This is a genomic window from Variovorax sp. UC122_21 (assembly GCF_044056785.1).
In the GTDB taxonomy this organism is placed as follows: domain Bacteria; phylum Pseudomonadota; class Gammaproteobacteria; order Burkholderiales; family Burkholderiaceae_C; genus Variovorax.
Genome location: NZ_CP172004.1, coordinates 1,467,703 through 1,487,268, shown reverse-complemented (window position 1 = coordinate 1,487,268; position 19,566 = coordinate 1,467,703). Strand labels below are relative to the sequence as shown.

Sequence of the window (19,566 nt, the reverse complement as noted above, 5' to 3'; positions counted from 1 at the left end):
GCGCTCCGCGCCTCACTCGCTCATTCGCTGATCGAACTGGTCTTCAGCGCCGCATCGCCCTGGATCTCGGCTTCGGAGAACGGCACCTTGAGCCACTGCCCGGCGCTGTAGGCGCGGGTGTAGTCGGCGTTGTGCGCCGAGGCCGGGTCGTCCGACAGCGAGAAGGTCAGGAAGGTATGGGCCTCCACGCCACCGGCCGGGAAACGCACGATCTGCATGTAGCTGTTGCCGTTCGGGTCGTTGTCCATCGAGTAGCCGCCCTTGTCGAGCCGGTTGTCCGAGCAGGCAATGGTGAAGTAGCCCGGGCCGCCGCAGCCGCCGTACAGCGGGATCTTCTGGCCGCCGCGGGTGGCGAACAGCACCTCGCCGCGCGTTGCGTCGACCGCGAAGCCGCTGGCCTGCACCTTCGCGACGGCGGCGCCGAAGGCCGTCGACAGCGCGGCGGCGGCACCGGACTTGAGGTCGCGCGGCGTGTGGATGGGGTCGGCCGGGTCGAAGGGCACGGCGTAGAGCGAGGCCGCGGGCAGGCGCTCGGCGCGATCCCAGAACTCGTCCCACACGTGGGCGCCGCGCGCATCGCGCGTGCCGGCGTTGTTCCAGGCGCGCAGCGTGGCGCAGGCGCCGCTCACGTCGATGTCGCGCCCGATGGCTGCGTTGTCCAGCGGGTCGGTCGCGACGTTGATGGTCGCCTTCGCGCACACCATCGCCAGCGCCTGGTCCTTGAACAGCTCGGCCGTCAGCGCGCGACTGTTGAGCACCATGCGCTTGACCGTGTCGGCGGTCGCGCCCTTGGCGCCGTATGCATCGCTGCCGTCGATGCGCCCCTGCGCGAGCAGGTTGCCCATGCGGGTGCGGAAGCTCACGGGGCTGGTGCCGGCCGGGCCCATGATCGGTGGATAGCCGGTCATCGGCGCCTTCGGATTGGCGAGCCAGTAGCTGTCGTTCATGTTGGCCACGTAGTCGTCGCGCTGCAGGCTGGGCAGCCGCGCCGGGCCGATCGCGCCCTTCTGCGCCGAGTCCGCGTCGGTCTGCCAGTCGCAGGCGCTGCGCGAGCCGTCGAAGATCGGCACGCGCGCAAGCGCGCCCACCTGCGCGTTGAGCAGTTGGCCGACCGGCGTCGTGCAGCTCGTGGTCTGCGCGGGCGACACGTTCGGGATCGCGCCGATGTCGGCATACCAGGCCTTGGCCGCGCCGCGGCCGACCGCCACGGTGTTGACCCAGGGAATCGCGGCCTCTTCCTTCTGGATCGCGATGAACTCGTCGAGCGACTTCGCCATGTTCCAGCGGTGCCAGTTGCGGAACAGCCGGAAGTTGTCGGCGTTGATGTCGCGGATCGCGTAGGCGGTAGTCTGGTTCCAGGCCAGCTCGGGCTTGATGTCGGCCAGGCTGATCATCGGACCGTATTCCGACTTGTAGAGCGTGCGCGTCACCGGCACCACGCCACCGCCGTCCTGCTTCACCTGAACGGTGATGTTCGCGGCCTTCATCTTCACCGCCGCGCCGTCGCGCATGTAGCTGGTCGGGTCGCCCGCGGCGAGCTTGAGCTCGAAGAAGCCGAAGCGAGTGGCGGTCGAGACCGTGTGGCTCCAGGCGATGTTGTCGTTGAAGCCGATCAGGATCACCGGAATGCCGAGGAACGAGGTGCCGCTGATGTTCACCTGGCCCGGGATCGTGAGTTGCGCCTGATAGAAGCGGTCGGGACCGCGCCAGTACCAGTGCGGGTTGCCGAACAGCATCGGGCTGTCGTTGCCGGTGGCGCCGGTGCCGAAGCCGATCATGTTGCTGCCCACGCCTTCGTCGCCGCCCACCAGTAGTTCGGTGTCGCGCAGGCCGGCCAGCCGCGTCGCGACCGCGGGCCGGGCTGCCTCGCGACGCGCCATCGTCACCGACGCGGCGGGTGCCGTGGCATTGGCGATGCGCGCCAGGTTGACGCTGAGCCCCGCCGCGAAGTTGGCCGCGTACATGCGCCGGAAGATGTCCTCGCGCGTGACCTGCTGCACCCAGGCCTCGCCGCGGCAGGCCGCGTTCGCACCCGCGCTGCCACCTGCCTTGATCTCTCGCACATAGCGGTTGTAGCCCGCGGCGAAACCCTCGACCAGCTTCAGCAGCGTGTCCGGCTGCTGCTTGAGCATCGCCGCCACCACGTCGTCCGAGATCACGTGCTTGTGGAAGAAGTCGGAGTCGATGTTCTTCGGCCGGCCGATGGTGCTGCTGAACGGGATCTGCGCGTCGGCGCCGAAGTAGCGCGAGCGCTCGCCGCGGTAGGTGAGGAAGGAGTTGGCCATGGTGCACAGGTCGTCCTGCGCCTGCGCATAGCCGTAGCCGTAGCCCGCACCGGCCCAGTTGTCGGCCTTGATGTGCGGCACGCCCATGGCGGTGCGGCGGATCTCGGCCTTGTAGGTGGCGTTCTCGGCCGACGGCGGGTTGATCGGTCCGATCGGGAAGAAGCCGCTGCCGCCTCCTCCACCGCCGCCACAGGCGACCAGCAGCGTGGCTGCCGCGGCCAGCGAGGTGGCCGTGAATGCGAGGGCGAGCGGCCGCCTCCGGCCGCGCGGATTGTCTTGTCTCATGTCGGATGTCTCCTGTGAATGCTCGGTCATGCTCTCTGATGGAGCGTCGCCAGCTTAGGCAGCGCGCGGGGGGCTGGCTTGAACGAAGCCGCTGTATTGCGACCGCGCGACCACGCGCACTCGCCGCTTCAGCAGGCGCTCAGGAATGCATCGGGGCCGCGCCGTGGCCCCAGGCCTGCGAGGCCTGCGCGTCGGCCCTGACCTCGACCTTGCCCGCGAGGAACGAGGGCGCGAGGCCGAAGTAGCTCTTGAAGGTGCGGCTCATGTGGGCCGCGTCGGTGAAGCCGCTGGTCAGCGCGACGTCGGTCAGCGGGCGCTGGCCGGTGAACTGCTGGACCGTGCGTCGCACCTTGGTCCACAGCGCATAGCGCTTGATCGACACGCCCACCTGTTGCGCGAACAGGTGGGTGAGCCGGTCGGGCGAGAGGCAGGCCACGGCCGACAGCTCGCGCAGCGACGCCGCGCCCGCGCGATGGCGGATCGCGTCGAGCACGCGCTCGATGCGCGGATCGTTGGGCATGCGGCGCTCGGGGCTGCCGGTGATGGTCTCCACCAGGCCGCGGCTCAGTGCCTGCAGCGCGGCGTCGTCGAGCGCGCCGGCCTGCGCCGGCTCGAAGCCCTCGCGCAGGCGGCCGAAGCGGCGCGCATCGAGCACCTGGATGCCGTGCCCGCCGAGCTGGCGCGAGAGCATGCGATAGGCGACCGAGGCCGGATCGATGTTGAGCGACAGCAGCCCGCAGCCCTCGACCGCGAGCCGGCGCGCCACGTGCGGCGCCACCACGGCGGCGGTGCAATACGTGCGCGTGCCGTCGGCCGCCTCGAGCATGAACGGATGCCCGCTCACCGAGGCCAGCACCGTGGCCGAGGAGCGCGCGGTCAGGCCCGACTGGATCGCCGGCGTGATGTAGAGGAACCTGTCGTCCCACAGGTGCAGGAAGTTCTTCGGGGTGGCCATGGACGCTTGTCGTGTCTGCAGCGCCCCATTTTGGGGCGATCTGGAACATGACGGTATGAGGCATTGCCCTCACTGCGCCGAAGAACCGCGGGCCGGGGCCGGGCTCAGTGCAGCACGCTCCCCTCGCCCTGCACATGCTCGCGCACCGCCTCCAGCAGCAAGGTGCCCCAGCCGCGCGGCCGGCGCTTCCGCCTGCGCCTGCGCGCGGTAGAGCGACAGCGACATCTGCGGCAGCGCGGGCAGGCCGAGCAAGGTGCGGTCGATGGCCCGCACCTGGCGCGGCAGGCCGAAGGGCGTGCGCACCGAGAGGCCGAGGCCGGCCGAGCTCGCGGCCCACAGCGCGGCCAGGCTGCTGCTGGCGAAGGCATGGCGCCAGGGCACGCCCGCGCGGTCGAGGGCGTCGGTGACGATGGCGCGCAGCGGACAGGGCGCGTCGAGCAGCACCAGCGGCAGCGGCTCCTGCGTCTTGCGCGCGGCCCCGGCGCCGCGCTCGCGCTCCTTCCACCACGGCGCATCGCACATCGCCGGATCGACCGGGCCGATCCACTGCAGCGGCAGCCGCGCCACGCGCTGCGCATGGGCGGAGATCGGCTGCTCGCCCGCGTCCCAGGCCAGCGCGAGGTCGAGCTTGCCGAGCTCGAGCCGCTCGCGCAGGTCGCCGCTGCGCGCCACGCAGGCCTCGATGCGCACCTTGGGATGGGCGCGCGCGAAGCGGCCCAGCACCGCGGGCAGCAGCGTCTCGCCGAAGTCCTCCTGCAGCCCGAGCCGCACCCAGCCCTCGAGGTCGACGCCGCGCATCGCGGCGCCCGCCTCCTCGTTGAGCGCCAGCAGCCGGTGCGCGTAGGCCAGCAGGGTCTCGCCCGCGTCGGTCAGCTCCAGGCCGCGGCCGGCCTTGCGGAACAGCACCGTGCCGGCCTGCGACTCGAGCTTCTTGAGCTGGGCGCTGACCGCCGAGGTCGAGCGGCCGAGCCGGTCGGCCGCGCGCGCATAGCTGCCGAGCGCCACGCCGGTCGAGAAGCTGCGCAGCACGTCGAGATCGAACATCACCTGGGACATCGCAACCATCCTGTTTTTTCGAACGATACGACGATTATTTTCTGATTTTCAAAACCTTCGCAAGCGCGGAGACTGCGTCGCATATGACCCATTCCGCCCTTTTCCCCACCCCGCTCCCGCCGCGCCACCGCTGGAAAGTGCTGAGCGCGGGTGTCGCGGCCAACGCCGCCTTCTCGGTCGCCTTCAGCGGCATCCCGATGACCGCCGTGCTGATGCGCTCGGGCTACCAGCTCGACAACGCCACGCTCGGCCTGGTGCTCGGCCTCATGGGCCTGGGCATCGCGGTCAGCGAACTGCCCTGGGGCCTGCTGACCGACCGCTGGGGCGACCGCCCGGTGCTGCTGCTGGGCCTGGGCGCCACCGCGCTGGCTCTGGCGGCGATGGCGCTGTGGGCCGCGCCCGCGGCCGGCCACGTCCCGGGCCTGGGCCTGCTCGGCGGCGGGCTGCTGCTGGTCGGGCTGCTCGGCGGCAGCGTCAACGGCGCCAGCGGCCGCGCGGTGATGACCTGGTTCGCGGCCGGCGAGCGCGGCCTCGCGATGAGCATCCGCCAGACCGCCGTGCCGCTGGGCGGCGCCGTCGGCGCGCTGGTGCTGCCGTGGCTGGCGCTGCACCTCGGCTTCGCGGCGCTCTATGGCGTGCTCGCGCTGCTGTGCGCGCTCAGCGCCTGGATGGCCTGGGCCTGGGTGCACGAGCCGCCGCCCGAGCGCGCCGCGCGGCCCTCGGCCGCACCGGCCGCTTCAGGCACCGGCCCGCTGCGCGATGCGCGCGTGTGGCGCATCGTCGCGGGCATCGGCATCCTCTGCGCGCCGCAGTTCGCGGTGCTGTCCTTCGGCACGGTGTTCCTGCACGACTTCGGCCATGCGGGCCTGGCGACCATCACCGCCGCCATGGTCACGCTGCAGGCCGGCGCGATGGCGATGCGCGTGTGGAGCGGGCGCTGGACCGACCGGCGCGGCAACCGGCCGGCCTACCTGCGCGCCTGCGCCAGCCTCAGCGTGGCGCTGTTCGCGCTGCTCGCGCTGCTGGTGTTCTGCACCGGCGCGCAGGTCGCGGCCGAATCGCAGGCGCTGCGCATCGCGCTGGTCGTGCTGCTGGGCGTGAGCGGCATCTGCGTCTCGGCCTGGCACGGCGTGGCCTACACCGAGCTCGCCACGCTGGCCGGCGCCGCGCGCGCCGGCACGGCGCTGGGCATGGCGAACACCAGCGTGTTCCTGGTCTGCTTCGTCACGCCGTTCTCGATCCCGCACCTGATGGCGGCGCAGGGCTGGCCGCTGGTGTGGCTGGCGGCGGCCGGCTGCGCGCTGGTCGCGGTGCCGCTGCTGGCGCTGCGCGCGCCTTCGACCTCGGCCGGTGCCTGTCAGGCGCCGAAGTCGGCGAAGACGGCGTTGAGCCGCTCCACGTAGGCGCGCTTGGCGGCCTCGTCGATGAAGCTGCCCTCGAAGCTGTTGGCCGCGAGCTGCCAGGCGTGGCGCGCGCCCAGGCCGGTGGCCTCGAAGGTCTGCGTGAAGTTCTGGTTCATGTAGCCGCCGAAGTAGGCCGGGTCGTCGGAGTTCACCGTGGCGACCAGTCCCGCGTCGAGCAGGGTGCCGAGGTTGTGCTGCGCAAGGTCGGGGAACACGCACAGCTTGAGGTTCGACAGCGGGCACACGGTCAGCGGGATGCGGTCCTGCGCCAGCCGCTGCATCAGTGCCGGGTCCTTCGCACTCTGCACGCCGTGGTCAACGCGCTCCACCTTCAGCACGTCGAGCGCGCTCCACACGTATTCGGGCGGGCCTTCCTCGCCCGCATGGGCCACGAGGTGCAGGCCCAGCTCGCGGCAGCGCGCGAACACGCGCGCGAACTTCTCGGGCGGATGGCCGACTTCGCTCGAGTCGAGCCCCACGCCGATGAACTTGTCGCGATGGGGCAGCGCCTGCTCCAGGGTCTCGAAGGCCTCTTCCTCGCTCAGGTGGCGCAGGAAGCACAGGATCAGCGAGGCGCTCACGCCCAGCTTGTCCTTCGCCTCGACGCAGGCGCGATGCAGGCCGTCGACCACGGTCTGCATCGCCACGCCGCGCGCGGTGTGGGTCTGCGGGTCGAAGAACATCTCGGTGTGGACCACGTGGTCGGCCGCGGCGCGCTCGAGGTAGGCCCAGGCCATGTCGAAGAAGTCCTGCTGCTTCAGCAGCACGCTCGCGCCCGCGTAGTAGATGTCGAGGAAGCTCTGCAGGTTGGTGAAGGCGTAGGCCTGGCGCAGCTCCTCGACGCTGGCGTAGGGAATGGCCACGCCGTTGCGCTGCGCGAGCGCGAAGATCAGCTCGGGCTCGAGCGAGCCCTCGATGTGCATGTGCAGCTCGGCCTTGGGCATGGCACGCAGCAACTCGGGCAGGCGCTCGGCGGGAATGGCGTCGAAGCGCAGGTGGTCGGCGGCGGGGCGGAAGTCGGTCATGGTGGGGTCTGGCGCATGGGAGGCGCCGTGGGGCGTTGCGTTCGCGCGAGCATAAAGGCTGCCCGCGGCCGCGCAATGCGCGAAACCGTATGGCCTCAATCGAGGCTGCGCGCCGAGCTCGTGAGCGAGCGCGCGCACAAGAGCAAGGTGGGCGCCAGCTTGCGCACCGCCTCCTCCAGCGTCCAGCGGCTGGTGGGCGCGACCACGTGCACCGAGGCCACGGGCCGGCCCTGGCTGCCGAGCACCGGCGCGGCGATGGTCATGTCGCCGAGGAACAGCTCCTCGGCATTGGTCGCGAAGCCCTGCAGCCGCGCCTGGCGCAAGGTGGCCAGGATCGCCTCGACCTCGGTTAGCGTGTGGGTGGTGTGGGCCACCCGGTCCGAGGCCTCGATCAGCGCGCGCGCCTCGTCCTCGGGCAGCGCGCTCAGGAAGGCGCGGCCCGAGGCGGTGCAGTACATCGGGATGCGGCTGCCGATCGGCATGTGCACCGGCACGAACTGCGCGCTCACGAAGCGCGCCACGTAGACCATGTCCAGCCCGTCGGGCTCGGTGAGGCAGGAGGTCTCGGTCGTCACCTTGGTGAGCTCCGACAGGTAGGGATTCGCCACGTCGATCAGCGCATTGGCCGCGAGGTAGTTGAAGCCGATCTCCATCACGCGCGGCGTGAGCTGGTAGCGCCGCGTCTTCGGATGCTTGCGCAGGTAGCCGAGCTTCTCGAGCGTGAAGACCATGCGCTGGGCCGAGCTCTTGGTGATGTCGGTGGCCGCGGCCACGTCGGCCAGCGTCATGGTGCGCCGGCGCGCGCTGAAGGCGCGCAGCACGGCCAGGCCCTTCTCGAGCGACTGGTTGAAGAGAAGGCTCTGGCTGTCCTCGGGCGCCGCGTCGTCGGCGGTCCCGGTGGGGGCGGTCGTGGGGTCCATGGCGTCGAAGTATAGCGATCGTCCCATGAAATATCGAATATCGATACGATCAATTCGACTAGTGGTTTTCATTTATTGATTAAAGAGTCAATCGAATCGATTATTGGCATGCATGTTGCGTTGACCCCGCTTCCTTCCTTTCTCGTCTCTTGTCCTGAGGAGTGCTTCCATGAATCGCATCGTTCGCCACCTCCGCCCGCTGCGCCGCCTCGCGCTCGGCCTCTGCATCGCCGGCGCCGCCTCGCTCGCGGCGGCCCAGGGCGCGGCCCCGGCCAGCTTCAACGTGGGCGCCACCGCCACCGGCGTGCCCTTCACCTTCCTCGACGTGAAGAGCAACAGCATCCAGGGAATGATGGTCGACACCGTCACCGCGGTCGGCAAGGCGGGCGGCTTCACGGTCAACGTGCAGCAGACCGTGTTCTCGGCGCTGATCCCCTCGCTCACGGCGCGCAAGATCGACATCGTCTCGGCCGCCATGCTCAAGACGCCCGCGCGCCAGGAGGTGGTCGACTTCAGCGACCCGGTCTATTCGTACGGCGAGGGCCTGATCGTCAAGGCCGACGACACCCGCGCCTACGCCACGCTCGACGAGCTCAAGGGCGAGGTGGTGGGCGCGCAGGTCGGCACCGTGTTCCTCGACATGCTCACCAAGAAGGGCATCTTCAAGGAGGTGCGCAGCTACGACTCGGTGGCCGACATGACGCGCGACCTCTCGCTCGGCCGCATCAAGGCCGGCCTCGGCGACCAGCCCATCATGGCCTACCAGATCCGGCAGAACACCTTCCCGGGCGTGAAGCTGGTCGACAGCTACAAGCCGGTGAACGTGGGCGACGTCTGCCTGGTGGTGCGCAAGGGCGACACCGAGACGCTGGCGCGGCTGAACAAGGCCATCGCCGCGATCAAGGCCGACGGCACGCTGGCGAAGATCGTCCAGAAATGGGGCATCTGAGCGCGCGCTGAGCCATGGCCTCCTCGTTCCTCCAACACGCGCAGGACTTCCTGCCGATCCTGCTGCAGGGCGCGGTGGTCACGGTGCAGGTCACCGTGCTGTCGTTCCTGCTGAGCAGCGTGCTCGGCCTCGCGCTGGCGCTGATGAAGCTCTCGCCGGTGCGCGCCGTCTCGTGGACCGGCGCGGTGATCGTCAACGTGATCCGCGGGCTGCCGATCATCGTGCAGCTGTTCTACATCTACTTCGTGCTGCCCGAGTTCGGCGTGCAGCTCACGGCCTTCCAGGCCGGCGTGATCGGGCTGGGCATCGCCTACTCGGCCTACCAGGCCGAGAACTTCCGCGCCGGCATCGAGGCCGTCGACCCGGGCCAGCGCGAGGCCGCGCAGGCCATGGGCATGCGCTCGGCGCTGATCATGCGGCGCGTGATCCTGCCGCAGGCCTTCCGCATCGCGCTGCCGCCCTACGGCAACACGCTGGTGATGATGCTCAAGGACTCCTCGCTGGTCTCGACCATCACGGTGGCCGAGATGACGCGCGCCGGCCAGCTGATCGCCTCCTCCACCTTCCAGAACATGACGGTCTACACGCTGGTCGCGCTGCTCTACCTCTTGATGAGCCTGCCGCTGGTCTGGGGCCTGCGCCGGCTCGAGGCGCGCTTCGGCGCCGGAAGGAGGAAGCCATGATCCACGTCGAAGGCCTGGAGAAGCGCTTCGGCGCGCACCGCGTGCTGCAGGGCGTGAGCCTGCGCGTGGACAAGGGCGAGGTGGTGTGCCTGATCGGCCCCTCGGGTTCGGGCAAGTCGACGGTGCTGCGCTGCATCAACGGCCTCGAGTCGTACGAGGGCGGCGAGGTGCGCGCCTTCGGCGAGCGCGTGGACCGCAACGCGCCCGCCATCCACCGGCTGCGCAGCCGCATGGGCATGGTGTTCCAGCGCTTCAACCTGTTCCCGCACCGCACCGTGATCGAGAACGTGATGGAGGGCCCGGTGCACGTGCTGCGCCAGAACCCGGCGCAGGCGCGCGAGGAGGCGCTCGCGCTGCTCGCCAAGGTCGGGCTGGCCGAGAAGGCGCAGGCCTGGCCGGCGCAGCTCTCGGGCGGCCAGCAGCAGCGCGTGGCGATCGCGCGCGCGCTCGCGATGAAGCCCGAGGCCATGCTGTTCGACGAACCCACCTCGGCGCTCGACCCCGAGCTGGTCGGCGACGTGCTCGGCGTGATGCGCGCGCTGGCCGACGAGGGCATGACCATGATCGTGGTCACGCACGAGATGGGCTTCGCGCGCGAGGTGGCCGACCGCGTGTGCTTCCTGCACAGCGGCAGCATCGTCGAGGAAGGCCCGGCCGCGCAGGTGCTGGGCGCGCCGCGCCAGGCGCGCACACAGGACTTCCTGCGCCGCGTGCTGCATCCGTCGGCGGAGGTGCGCGCGTGAGCATCGCGACATCGACACTGCCTCCTTCGCTGTGGGCCGCCACCGCGCCAGCGGCACCGCCGACGCCGCCGCTGGCGGGTTCGCAGCGCGCCGACGTGCTGATCGTGGGCGCCGGCTTCACGGGCCTGTCGGCCGCGCTGCACCTGGCCGAGGCCGGCACCAAGGTCTGCGTGCTCGAGGCGCACGAGCCGGGCTGGGGCGCCTCGGGGCGCAACGGCGGCCAGGTCAATCCCACGCTCAAGCAGGACCCCGACGAACTGGTGCGGACCTACGGCGCCGCGCGCGCCGAGCCGCTGATCGACGCGGTCTCGCGCTCGGCCGACCTGGTGTTCGAGCTGATCGAGCGCCACCGCATCGACTGCCAGCCGGTGCGCAAGGGCTGGCTGCAGGTGGCCTATTCGCCCCAGCACCTCGCCGCCATGCATGCGCGCGCCGAGCAATGGGCGCGGCGCGGCGCCGCCACGCAGATGCTCGACCGCGCCGAGGTTGCGGCGCGCCTGGGCACCGAGGCCTTCGCGGGCGGCTGGCTCGACGGCCGCGCGGGCGGCATCCAGCCGCTGGCCTACACGCGCGGCCTGGTGCGCGCCGCGCAGGCCGCGGGCGCCTCGGTGCACGGCGGCAGCGCGGTCAACTCGCTCGAGCGCCGCGGGTCGCAGTGGCATGCAAGCACGTCGAGCGGCGCGAGCGTGGTCGCCGACCAGGTGCTGATCGCCACCAACGGCTACACCGGCGGCCTGTGGCCCGGCCTCTCGCGCACCGTGCTCGCGGCCAACAGCTTCATCGTGGCCACCGAACCGCTGCAGGGCGCGGCCGCGCACGCCATCCTGCCGGGCGGCGAGACCGCGTCGACCTCGCAACGCCTGCTGCTGTACTTCCGCAAGGACGCGCAGGGCCGGCTGCTGATGGGCGGACGCGGCCACTTCGCCGATCCGGCGGGACCGGCCGACTTCGCGCACCTCGAGCGCTCGCTCGCCCTGCTGTATCCGCAGTTGGGCCCGCTGCGCTACCAGTACCGCTGGGCGGGCCGCATCGCCGTCACGCGCGACTTCATGCCGCACGTGCACACGCCCGCGCCGGGCCTCACGATCGCGCTGGGCTACAACGGGCGCGGCATCGCGCTGGCCACCAGCATGGGGCGGCACGTGGCGGCGCGGCTGTTGCAGCCGGGGGCGGATTTCCCGTACCCGGTGACACCGCTCCAGCCGATTCCGCTGCATCGACTGCAGCGCTTCTACATCGCGGCCGGCGTGGCCTGGTACAGCCTGCTCGATCGATTCGCTTGATAAGCTGGGCCGCATGCACACCCTGATCGGCATCGCGGCGTATCTCCTGATCGGCATCGCCGTGGCGCCGCTGCTGCTGCTCGGGCTCTACGTGCTGGCCGACCGGCTCGGACTGAAGGTGGCCGATCGCCTGCTGTCGCTGACGGCGCGGCTGCTCCAGGTGCAGTGGCTCGGCGGCGGCGTGGTCAACATCGTCGGCGGCCTGTTCATCGCCGCGCTCGGGATCTGGGGCGCGCTGTCCCTGGCGCCGCCGATGCATCGGCTGGCCAGCGCGCTGCTGGTGCCCTTCGGGCTCTGGCGTGTCTTCAGGGGCGTGGCCGTGCTCAGGGCGTTTTCGAGCGCCGACGAATAGCACGCCCAGGGCCGCCAGCCGATACCATGGCGTGCTCCATCCACCCACAGCATCGGACACACGACATGTCGATCGACACCCTTTCCACCTGGCACCAGCTCGTGAATACGCGCGACGCGGCGGGGCTCGACGTGCTGCTCGACGAGAGCGCCGTCTTCCATTCGCCGGTGGTGCACAAGCCGCAGGTCGGCAAGGAGATCACGCGCCGCTACCTGGCCGCGGCCTTCGAGGTCTTCTTCAACCCGAGCTTCCGCTACGTGCGCGAAGTGAAGGCCGAGCGCGACGCGGTGCTCGAGTTCGAGGTGGAACTCGACGGCATCGTGGTCAACGGCGTCGACATGATCCGCTGGAACGACGCGGGCAAGATCACCGAGTTCAAGGTGATGCTGCGCCCGCTGAAGGCCGTGAACCTGATCCACCAGAAGATGGCGGCGCAGCTGCAGGCCGCGCAGCAGCAGCAGCAGCAGCCTCAGGCCTGACGATTCAGAGCGGCTCGAAGCCCGGCGCCTGCGTCATCTCGGTGGGCTTGTAGATCTTGTGCGCGGCCGTGGGGGTCGCCACGTCGGACACCACCAGCAGGCGCCACAGCGGCTCGCCGACCGAGCTCAGCTGCTCCTCGCGCGTGAGGCGGAAGGTCGGGAAGCCCGAGGCCGTGCCCTTGACCGTGACCTTGAGCAGGGTCGCGCCCTTCGAGTTCGACACCACGATGTCGTAGCCGGTCTTCTGGCTGCGCACGTCCTCGGCGTTGTAGCCGTAGCCCTTGAAGTGGCGCATCACGTAGTCCATGGCGGCCTCCTGCACGGCCTCGGCCGAGCCCAGCTTCGCCGCGCCGTCGGCACCGGCCACGGCCTCGTCGGGCACGTTGCCCTTGGCGCGGGCGGCCTGGATCGCGGCCTCGTCGGGGGCCCAGTCGCGCGGGCCGCGCACCAGCACCGCGAACTTGCGCTCGGGTTCCCAGCTCGCGACATGCCATTCGGCGTCGTCGCGCACGCGGGTCGAGACCTTGGCGCTGCGGTTGGTCTCGATCTCGCCGATGGCGATGCGGTTGGTCTGCACCACGGCGCGGAAATTCTGGCCGGCGTCGAAGGTGCGCTTGAGCAGCGCGAGGCGGTCGGCGGCGCGCTGCGACTGGAACGCGGAGCGCGGGCCGCCGCCGGGGCGGAACTGCACGTCGAGCGACTCGAGGCAGAACCAGCGCCCGCCCTCGCCGAGGTTCACATACTCGCCCCAGATGGTGGCGATCACGTTGTCGCCGGTGGCGAGCCAGGCGTGGTCCGAGGCCTTCTCGCGCGCGTCGAACACACCCATCTTGGCGACGATGTCGACCGGCGTGAGCCGGGGGCCGGAGAGGCGCATCTCATCGATGACGGCGAGTACTTTGGGGTCGACTTCCTTGTCCATGCGGGGGTCTTGTGCGAGAGGCAGATTGGAGATTGCGGGGGGGTGGCGAGTATGCCGCAACCGGAAACCGGCCGCCCTCGCGCGCGCCCTCACCAGGCCGTGGCGTCGCCCTCGAGCGCGCGCCGCGCCAGCAGGAAGGTGGCGGCATTCCAGCTCTGGCCCGCCATGCCCATCGGCGCCAGCGTGCGGCCATGGAACCACTCGGTGAAGCGCCAGCCGTCGAGTTCGTTGGCGCGTGCCAGCTTCGCGAGCTCGGCCCAGCCCTCGGCCTCGAGCCCCAGCTTCGCCAGCGCCATGGCCCAGAAGCCGCCCACGAAGGGCCAGATGCCGCCGTTGTGGTACTGGTGCACCAGGTTCTGCCGGTGGCGGCCCATGTAGGCGCGCCACAGCTCGTGCTGCGGCGACAGCGGATGCAGCACCACGCGCACCGGGTAGGGATCGCTCGCGCGCGCGCCCTCGATGGTGTTGACGATGCGGTGCGCCATCGCCTCGTCGGCCAGCCCGGCCTGGATCGCCAGCACGTTGCCGAACACGTCGCCCTCGTCGCCCACCACCGCGAGGTTGACGAAGCTCAGGTACAGCCCCGGATCGCGCCGGCCGCGCCGCGCGTAATGCTGCAGCAGCCGCGCGCGGTGGTATTCGGGCAGGTCGCGCTGGAACGGGTTGAACAGGTGGTTGAAGTGGTGCCGCGTCTCGTCGGCCTGCGCGATCCCGAAGCGGCGCTTGACGTCGAACCACAGCGCGTTGGTGTAGAGCACATAGCCCGAGCGCGGCATGATGTCGGCCCAGTCGCTGGCCTCGTTCTGCTGCAGCAGCCGGAAGTGCTGGTGCTCCTGCGCCAGCAGCCAGCCGATCGCGCGCTGCACGCCGTCGGCCCAGTGCGTGGCGCCCACCTTGCCGTGGCGGCGCACGTGGTCCACCGCGATCAGCCACCAGAGCGTGGCGTCGATGCAGCCCAGATACCAGAAGTCGGCGTCCTGGCCCTCGGGGTCGACGTACTTCGGGATCTGCCCGTTGGCCGCCTGCTGCGCCGCGAGCGCGTCGAGGCTCGCGACCGCGCCCTGCTCGAGCGCCGGCACGCCGCTGCCGCACATCGCCATCACGCAGATCGCGGCGTCGCGCCCGAAGATGCGCGTGTAGCGCCGCGCCACCGCGGCCTCGGTGCGGCTCGCGGCCAGGATGCCGTGCGGCGTGAGGTTGGCTTCGAGCAGCGCAAGCGAGGCCTGGCTGCAGGCATCGACGAGCGCGAGCGAAGGGGCGTCGAGTGAATCGTGGGTCATGGGCGTCGGCGCGGTGAGCGAATCAGGGGATCCTCGTTCATTCATCGTCTTCGTCGGCGAATTCCTCGTAGCGCAGGAAGGCTTCCATGAACGCGGCGAACGAAGGCGCGAGCACGCGCACCGAGGCCGGCGACGCGGCATGCGCGTAGTAGACGACCGGGTACTCGCCATCGACCAGCCCCCGGCTCACGTCGAACAGCACCTGGTCGCCGTCGGCCTCCATGAAGAACTCCGCGAAGCACAGCATGCCGTTCGACGGCGGCGGCCAGTTGCCGCCACGGCGCTGGACCACGGCGCGCTGCGCCTCGCCGAGCCGATCGAGCGGTTCGAACTCGTGGAAGAACGGATGCTGGTCGCCGAACTGCACGACACCGCCCATCAGCATGAAGCCGCGGCTGCAGCGCAGCAGTTGCTTGTAGGACTCCGGCAACGGCACGCCCAGCGATTGCTCGAGTGCGGCGATCTCGGCGTCGGATGCCGGCGGCTGCACGTCCTCGAGGTCGAAGTCGGGTGCGAGGCGGGAGAACTGGGGGAAGTGGGCTGCGCTGCGTTCGAGCATGGGAATGACTGTGGACGTGGGAGGTGTCTGTGAGATGGCGGCGCGTGTTTCAGGGATCGGTCTCGCGCGGCAGGCCGACCGACGCGGGCAGCGCTTCGGCCTCGGATGCGCCATGGTGCAGGCCCACGCCGGCCCCGAGGCCCGCGCCCATGCCGGCGCCCATGCCACCGCCGCCCATGCCGCCGCCTCCGCCCTTGCCGCCGCCACCTCCACCACCGGCATTGCCGCCGCCACCGCCCGCGCGCTCGCCGCGCGTGGCCGTGCCCTTGAGCCGCAGCGGCCCCTGCTTCGGAATGCCGAGCGTCGGCGGCACCGGATCGAGGTCGAGCACCGCGCGGATGAAGGTGCGCAGCGAGACCACGAGCTCGGCCGTCTCCACGCTGCGGCCCGCGACCATGTCGGCCGCGGCCTTCGCGGCCAGCCGCACCTGCTCCTCGGTGCCGAGCAGGATCACGTCGGACAGCGCGGTCTCGACCGCGTCGCGGATGCGGCGGCGCCGGTCCGAGGCGGGCAGGCCGGCATCGGCGCCGCCTTCGGCCTCGGCCTGCAGGCCGCGCGTGCGCAGCTCGCGCAGATGGCTGGGGTCGACCGCGAGCTCGCCGGTGAACGAGCCGCCGAGCACCTTGTAGGCCGCGATCAGGGTCTTGAGCCGTTCGTTGATCTGCCGGTTCTGCCGCTCGCGCCGCTGCTGCACGCTGAGCATCACGACGATGCGGATGCCGACCGCGACCAGCGACACGAGCACCAGGCCGAGCAGGGTCGAGAGCAGGCCTTGCCAGGAGGTGAAGTCGAGTGAGTTGCGCATCGGTGAACCCAGGAAGGCGACAGGGAGCGGCCGGCGCTCGCGACGCCGGCCCTGCGCCGAGTATCCCCGGGCGGCCGGAACGCGGCTGTAGGCCCAGGACGCAGGCGCGGCCGCTCAGCCCTGCGGCTCGGCGACGAAGCGATCGCCCTCGAGCCGGCAGGCGATGCGGCTCGCGTCCTCCTGCAGGCACAGCGCGACGTCGTCGGCGAAGCCGCGTTCGCGCAGCTCCACGGCCGAGCCGCATTCGGCCAGCACCCGCGCGCGCTGCGCGCCGAGCCCTTCGTAAGCCAGCGCGGCGGCGCGCGCCTCGGGCGAGGCGTCCGCGCGTCCGAGCGCCGAGACGATGCCGCCGGCCGCGACGTGGTCCTCGAGGCTGGGGCGCAAACCCGCGTCGCCGGGCCAGCGTTCGCCGCAGGGCACCACGAGCACGCGCGCATGCGGCGCGCAGGCGGCCGCGGTCGCGCGCAGGTTGCGCAGGCCGGCGCAGTAGACGGCCTTGCCCAGCGCCTTCGCACGGTAGGCACAGGCCGATCCGTTGGGCGGCGGCAGCACGAGGCGCAGACCTTGATGGGCCGCCAGCATCGACTGCGGCGACAGCGACCAGCCCTGCGCGAAGCGCTGCCTGCCGCTGGCCACCTCGGCGCCGCGCGCCTCGGCGTAGCGCTGCGCGCTCTCGTCCTTCCAGGGATAGGGATGGACGATGGCGCCCCGGTCCACGGCGATGCTGACGCAGGTGGAGAAGGACATGACGTCGACGACGACGATGCAGTCCGCGTCGGGCCCGAGCCGCTCGATGGCTGCCAGGCCCCATTCGAGGCGCACCGAGAAGCCGTGCTGCGCGAACGGGCTCAGGGACACACCAGCTCCGTCTTCGCCACCGCGCACAGCCGCGCCTTCTCGGCCTCGGTCAGCGCCGGCCCCTTGACCATTCCGTCGAGCATCAGCACCGCGGGATGGAGCCGCCGGTCGCGCGGGTTCTTGCGGTAGGCCTTCATCACGCGCTGCTGGCTCTCGTCCTTGCAGACCTTGGCCATCTCCCGCTTCACCTCGCGGTCGCGCGCCGAGCCATCGCCGCCGAATTCACCGGCGAAGTGGAAGCACATCGCGGCATCCTCGACGGCCTGGCGCAGCGGCTGCTCGTCCTTCGAGAAACGCGGCGGCGTCTCGCCGGCCGCGGCGGCGGGCAGCGAGACCAGCGCCGCGAGGACGGCGGGCAACGAATGGGCGAAGACAGCGCGGCATCGAACGGATCCTCCATGAAAAAAGGCCGCCCCGAAGGCGGCCTTGCCTGCATCGCGACGCGAAGCAGCCTGCTTGCTTACTTCTTGTCGCCGCCCGGCACCTTGCCTTCGACGCCCTTGACGTAGAAGTTGATGCCGGTCAGGAACTTGTCGTCGGCGATCGCGTCCTTGGCGACCACTTCCTTGCCGTCCTGGCCGAGGATCGGGCCCTTCCAGATCGAGAAGCTGCCGTCCTTCAGGCCCTTCTTGACTTCGTCGACCTTGGCCTTGGCTTCGGCCGGCACGTCCTCGGCGATCGACACGAGGTCGATGGCGCCTTCCTTGACGCCCCACCAGGCCTGGCCGGTGGCCCACTTGCCGTCGAGCGCGTCCTGCGTGGCCTTGATGTAGTACGGCGCCCAGTTGATGGTGGCCGAGCCCAGGTGGGCCTTGGGACCGTAGGCGGTCATGTCGGAGTCCCAGCCGAAGGCGCGCTTGCCCTTTTCCTGCGCGGTCTTGAGCACAGCCGGCGAGTCGGTGTTCTGGAACAGGATGTCGGCGCCGCCGTTGATCAGGGCGGTGGCGGCCTCGGTTTCCTTCGGCGGGCTGAACCACTCGTTGACCCACACGACCTTGGTCGTGATCTTCGGGTTGACCGACTGGGCGCCGAGCGTGAAGCTGTTGATGTTGCGCAGCACCTCGGGGATCGGCACCGAGCCGACGACGCCGAGCGTGTTCGACTTGGTCATGGCGCCCGCGATGATGCCGGCCATGTACGCGCCTTCGTAGGTGCGGCTGTCGTAGGTGCGCATGTTCTCGGCGGTCTTGTAGCCGGTGGCATGCTCGAACTTGACGTCCTTGCTGTCGTTGGCCACCTTGAGCATGGGCTCCATGTAGCCGAAGGTGGTGCCGAAGATCAGCTTGTTGCCCTGGCCGACCATGTCGCGGAACACGCGCTCGGCGTCGGCGCCCTCGGGCACGCTTTCCACGAAGGTGGTCTTGATCTTGTCGCCGAATTCCTTCTCGAGTGCCTTGCGGCCGTTGTCGTGCGCGAAGGTCCAGCCGCCGTCGCCCACGGGTCCGATGTATGCGAATGCGATGTTGAGCGGCGCTGCCGGGGCCGGCGCGGCGGCGGCGGGTGCCGGAGCCGGTGCGGGCGCGGCGGCCGGTGCTGCCGCTTCTTCTTTCTTGCCGCAGCCGATCAAGGCTGCCGAAGCGACCGCCGTGAGGGCGGCGAGCTTGAGCAGGGAGCGCTTGTTCAGATCATTCATTGTCGGAAATCCTCAAAAAGGACGGGTTGGCGGAAAAACGAAAACCGCGATTATGAGCCGGGGTAGAACGGTTTCCCGATCGAAGCCGGCATGTTGACGCGAATGAATGCGGGGTTGCGCGAGATCAGGGCCAGCACCACGATGGGCGCGATGTACTGCAACATGCTGAGGAACTGCGAGGGCACGTCGACGCCGCTGCTCTGCAGGTGGAAGCCCAGCATCGAGACGCCGCCGAACAGGTAGGCGCCGAGCAGCACGCGCATCGGCCGCCAGGTGGCGAAGGTGGTGAGCGCGAGCGCGATCCAGCCGCGGCCCGCGACCATGCCTTCGACCCACAGCGGGGTGTAGACGGTCGAGAGGTACGCGCCCGAAAGGCCGCACAGCGCCCCGCCCGCGATCACGGCCATGAGGCGGATGCGCCGCACCGGATAGCCCAGCGCATGCGCCGACTCGGGCGACTCGCCGACCGAGCGCAGCACGAGACCCGCGCGCGTGCGGTAGAGAAACCAGATCAGGCCCACGGTCAGCAGCACGGCGACGTAGACCATCGGGTGATGGCGGAACAGCGCGGGGCCGAGCAGCGGAATGTCGGCCAGCACGGGGATCGCATAGCTCGCGCTCTCGGGCAGCTTGGCCTGCACGAAGTTGATGCCCGCGAAGGCCGAGAAGCCGACGCCGAACAAACTCAGCGCGAGGCCGGTGGCGTACTGGTTGGTGTTGAGCCAGATGACGAGCACGCCGAAGAAGGCGGCCAGCAGGGCCCCGGCGGCCATGCCGGCAAGCAGGCCGAGCCAGGGGTTGTGGGTGGTCACCACGGTCGCAAAACCGGCGATGGCGGCGCACAGCATCATGCCCTCGGCGCCGAGGTTGACGATGCCGGCCTTCTCGTTGATGAGGAGGCCGAGCGCGGCGATGGCGAGGACGGTGCCGGCGCTCAGGGTGGAGCCGAGCAGGAGTGCGTAGCTGTCCATTTTTTAGTGGCTCTCGTTGCTTGGGTTGCTCGGGGTGCAGAGGGGACGGTCGGGGCGCGTGCACAGGACAGCGGGTACTTCCCTCCGCGAATGTCCCCCCGCCCTTCGGGCTCCTCCTTG

19 protein-coding genes and 1 pseudogene are annotated in these 19,566 nt (G+C 70.4%); 7 read left to right on the top strand and 13 right to left on the bottom strand.

The features are described from left to right. Positions 1-20: 20 nt before the first annotated feature. From ACHMXE_RS19405 to ACHMXE_RS19395, 3 genes and pseudogenes are all read right to left on the bottom strand, one after another. On the bottom strand, positions 21-2,570 hold the full coding sequence (locus tag ACHMXE_RS19405; protein ID WP_395350809.1) for a penicillin acylase family protein: 2,550 nt from the start codon (positions 2,568-2,570) through the stop codon (positions 21-23). A 139-nt stretch (positions 2,571-2,709) separates the two neighbouring features. After that, on the bottom strand, positions 2,710-3,525 hold the full coding sequence (locus ACHMXE_RS19400; protein ID WP_395350806.1) for a helix-turn-helix domain-containing protein: 816 nt from the start codon (positions 3,523-3,525) through the stop codon (positions 2,710-2,712). A gap of 104 nt (positions 3,526-3,629) precedes the next feature. Next, a pseudogene (locus tag ACHMXE_RS19395) lies at positions 3,630-4,581 on the bottom strand (LysR substrate-binding domain-containing protein). Between the two features lie 83 nt (positions 4,582-4,664). Here ACHMXE_RS19395 and ACHMXE_RS19390 point away from each other — a divergent pair. After that, positions 4,665-5,984 (top strand): MFS transporter, encoded by a 1,320-nt coding sequence (locus tag ACHMXE_RS19390; RefSeq protein WP_395350803.1) that lies wholly within the window; start codon positions 4,665-4,667, stop codon positions 5,982-5,984. Here ACHMXE_RS19390 and ACHMXE_RS19385 read toward each other — a convergent pair. Then, the gene (locus tag ACHMXE_RS19385) at positions 5,939-7,009 is read right to left on the bottom strand and encodes an adenosine deaminase (protein ID WP_395350801.1); all 1,071 of its coding nucleotides are present in this window, start codon (positions 7,007-7,009) and stop codon (positions 5,939-5,941) included. The two genes, ACHMXE_RS19390 and ACHMXE_RS19385, sit on opposite strands and share 46 nt — an antisense overlap. 95 nt (positions 7,010-7,104) lie before the next feature. Beyond that, positions 7,105-7,929 carry an IclR family transcriptional regulator gene (locus tag ACHMXE_RS19380; RefSeq protein WP_093340419.1) on the bottom strand — a complete coding sequence of 275 codons (825 nt, stop codon included), beginning with the start codon at positions 7,927-7,929 and terminating at the stop codon, positions 7,105-7,107. Between the two features lie 169 nt (positions 7,930-8,098). On the opposite strand from ACHMXE_RS19380, the gene ACHMXE_RS19375 reads away from it, so the two are divergent. The 6 genes from ACHMXE_RS19375 (at position 8,099) to ACHMXE_RS19350 (ending at position 12,418) form a co-directional block, all read left to right on the top strand. Beyond that, positions 8,099-8,878, top strand: a complete 780-nt coding sequence (locus ACHMXE_RS19375) for an ABC transporter substrate-binding protein (protein WP_203202304.1) — start codon at positions 8,099-8,101, stop codon at positions 8,876-8,878. 14 nt (positions 8,879-8,892) lie between these two features. Further along, positions 8,893-9,561, top strand: a complete 669-nt coding sequence (gene ehuD, locus ACHMXE_RS19370; protein ID WP_057591978.1) for an ectoine/hydroxyectoine ABC transporter permease subunit EhuD — start codon at positions 8,893-8,895, stop codon at positions 9,559-9,561. Further along, positions 9,558-10,304: an amino acid ABC transporter ATP-binding protein gene (locus tag ACHMXE_RS19365; protein ID WP_093340422.1), complete on the top strand. Its 747-nt coding sequence runs from the start codon at positions 9,558-9,560 to the stop codon at positions 10,302-10,304. Before ehuD ends, ACHMXE_RS19365 begins: the two co-directional genes overlap by 4 nt. Continuing rightward, entirely contained in the window at positions 10,301-11,587 is a 1,287-nt protein-coding gene (locus ACHMXE_RS19360) for an NAD(P)/FAD-dependent oxidoreductase (protein ID WP_395350795.1), read from the top strand. Before ACHMXE_RS19365 ends, ACHMXE_RS19360 begins: the two co-directional genes overlap by 4 nt. Positions 11,588-11,600: 13 nt before the next feature. Further along, the gene (locus tag ACHMXE_RS19355; protein WP_395350792.1) at positions 11,601-11,939 is read left to right on the top strand and encodes a hypothetical protein; all 339 of its coding nucleotides are present in this window, start codon (positions 11,601-11,603) and stop codon (positions 11,937-11,939) included. A 65-nt stretch (positions 11,940-12,004) separates the two neighbouring features. Further along, on the top strand, positions 12,005-12,418 hold the full coding sequence (locus ACHMXE_RS19350; protein WP_395350789.1) for a nuclear transport factor 2 family protein: 414 nt from the start codon (positions 12,005-12,007) through the stop codon (positions 12,416-12,418). Positions 12,419-12,422: 4 nt separating this feature from the next. Here the strand turns inward: ACHMXE_RS19350 and ACHMXE_RS19345 are convergent, their stop codons facing one another. The 8 genes from ACHMXE_RS19345 to ACHMXE_RS19310 form a co-directional block, all read right to left on the bottom strand. Then, positions 12,423-13,340 carry a protein NO VEIN domain-containing protein gene (locus tag ACHMXE_RS19345; protein ID WP_093340429.1) on the bottom strand — a complete coding sequence of 306 codons (918 nt, stop codon included), beginning with the start codon at positions 13,338-13,340 and terminating at the stop codon, positions 12,423-12,425. An 89-nt stretch (positions 13,341-13,429) separates the two neighbouring features. Further along, positions 13,430-14,620: a glycoside hydrolase 100 family protein gene (locus tag ACHMXE_RS19340; RefSeq protein WP_395350787.1), complete on the bottom strand. Its 1,191-nt coding sequence runs from the start codon at positions 14,618-14,620 to the stop codon at positions 13,430-13,432. A 37-nt stretch (positions 14,621-14,657) separates the two neighbouring features. Then, positions 14,658-15,179, bottom strand: a complete 522-nt coding sequence (locus tag ACHMXE_RS19335; protein ID WP_395350784.1) for an SMI1/KNR4 family protein — start codon at positions 15,177-15,179, stop codon at positions 14,658-14,660. A 49-nt stretch (positions 15,180-15,228) separates the two neighbouring features. Next, entirely contained in the window at positions 15,229-15,984 is a 756-nt protein-coding gene (locus ACHMXE_RS19330; RefSeq protein WP_395350782.1) for a hypothetical protein, read from the bottom strand. A gap of 114 nt (positions 15,985-16,098) precedes the next feature. After that, positions 16,099-16,842 carry a 2-phosphosulfolactate phosphatase gene (locus ACHMXE_RS19325; protein WP_395350779.1) on the bottom strand — a complete coding sequence of 248 codons (744 nt, stop codon included), beginning with the start codon at positions 16,840-16,842 and terminating at the stop codon, positions 16,099-16,101. Next, positions 16,833-17,201 carry a hypothetical protein gene (locus ACHMXE_RS19320; RefSeq protein WP_395350777.1) on the bottom strand — a complete coding sequence of 123 codons (369 nt, stop codon included), beginning with the start codon at positions 17,199-17,201 and terminating at the stop codon, positions 16,833-16,835. The genes ACHMXE_RS19325 and ACHMXE_RS19320 overlap by 10 nt, the downstream gene beginning before the upstream one ends. 101 nt (positions 17,202-17,302) lie before the next feature. After that, positions 17,303-18,475, bottom strand: coding sequence for a BMP family ABC transporter substrate-binding protein (locus tag ACHMXE_RS19315; protein WP_395350774.1), 1,173 nt, complete (start codon positions 18,473-18,475; stop codon positions 17,303-17,305). A 50-nt stretch (positions 18,476-18,525) separates the two neighbouring features. Further along, positions 18,526-19,446, bottom strand: a complete 921-nt coding sequence (locus ACHMXE_RS19310) for an ABC transporter permease (RefSeq protein ID WP_057591998.1) — start codon at positions 19,444-19,446, stop codon at positions 18,526-18,528. Positions 19,447-19,566 lie beyond the last annotated feature (120 nt).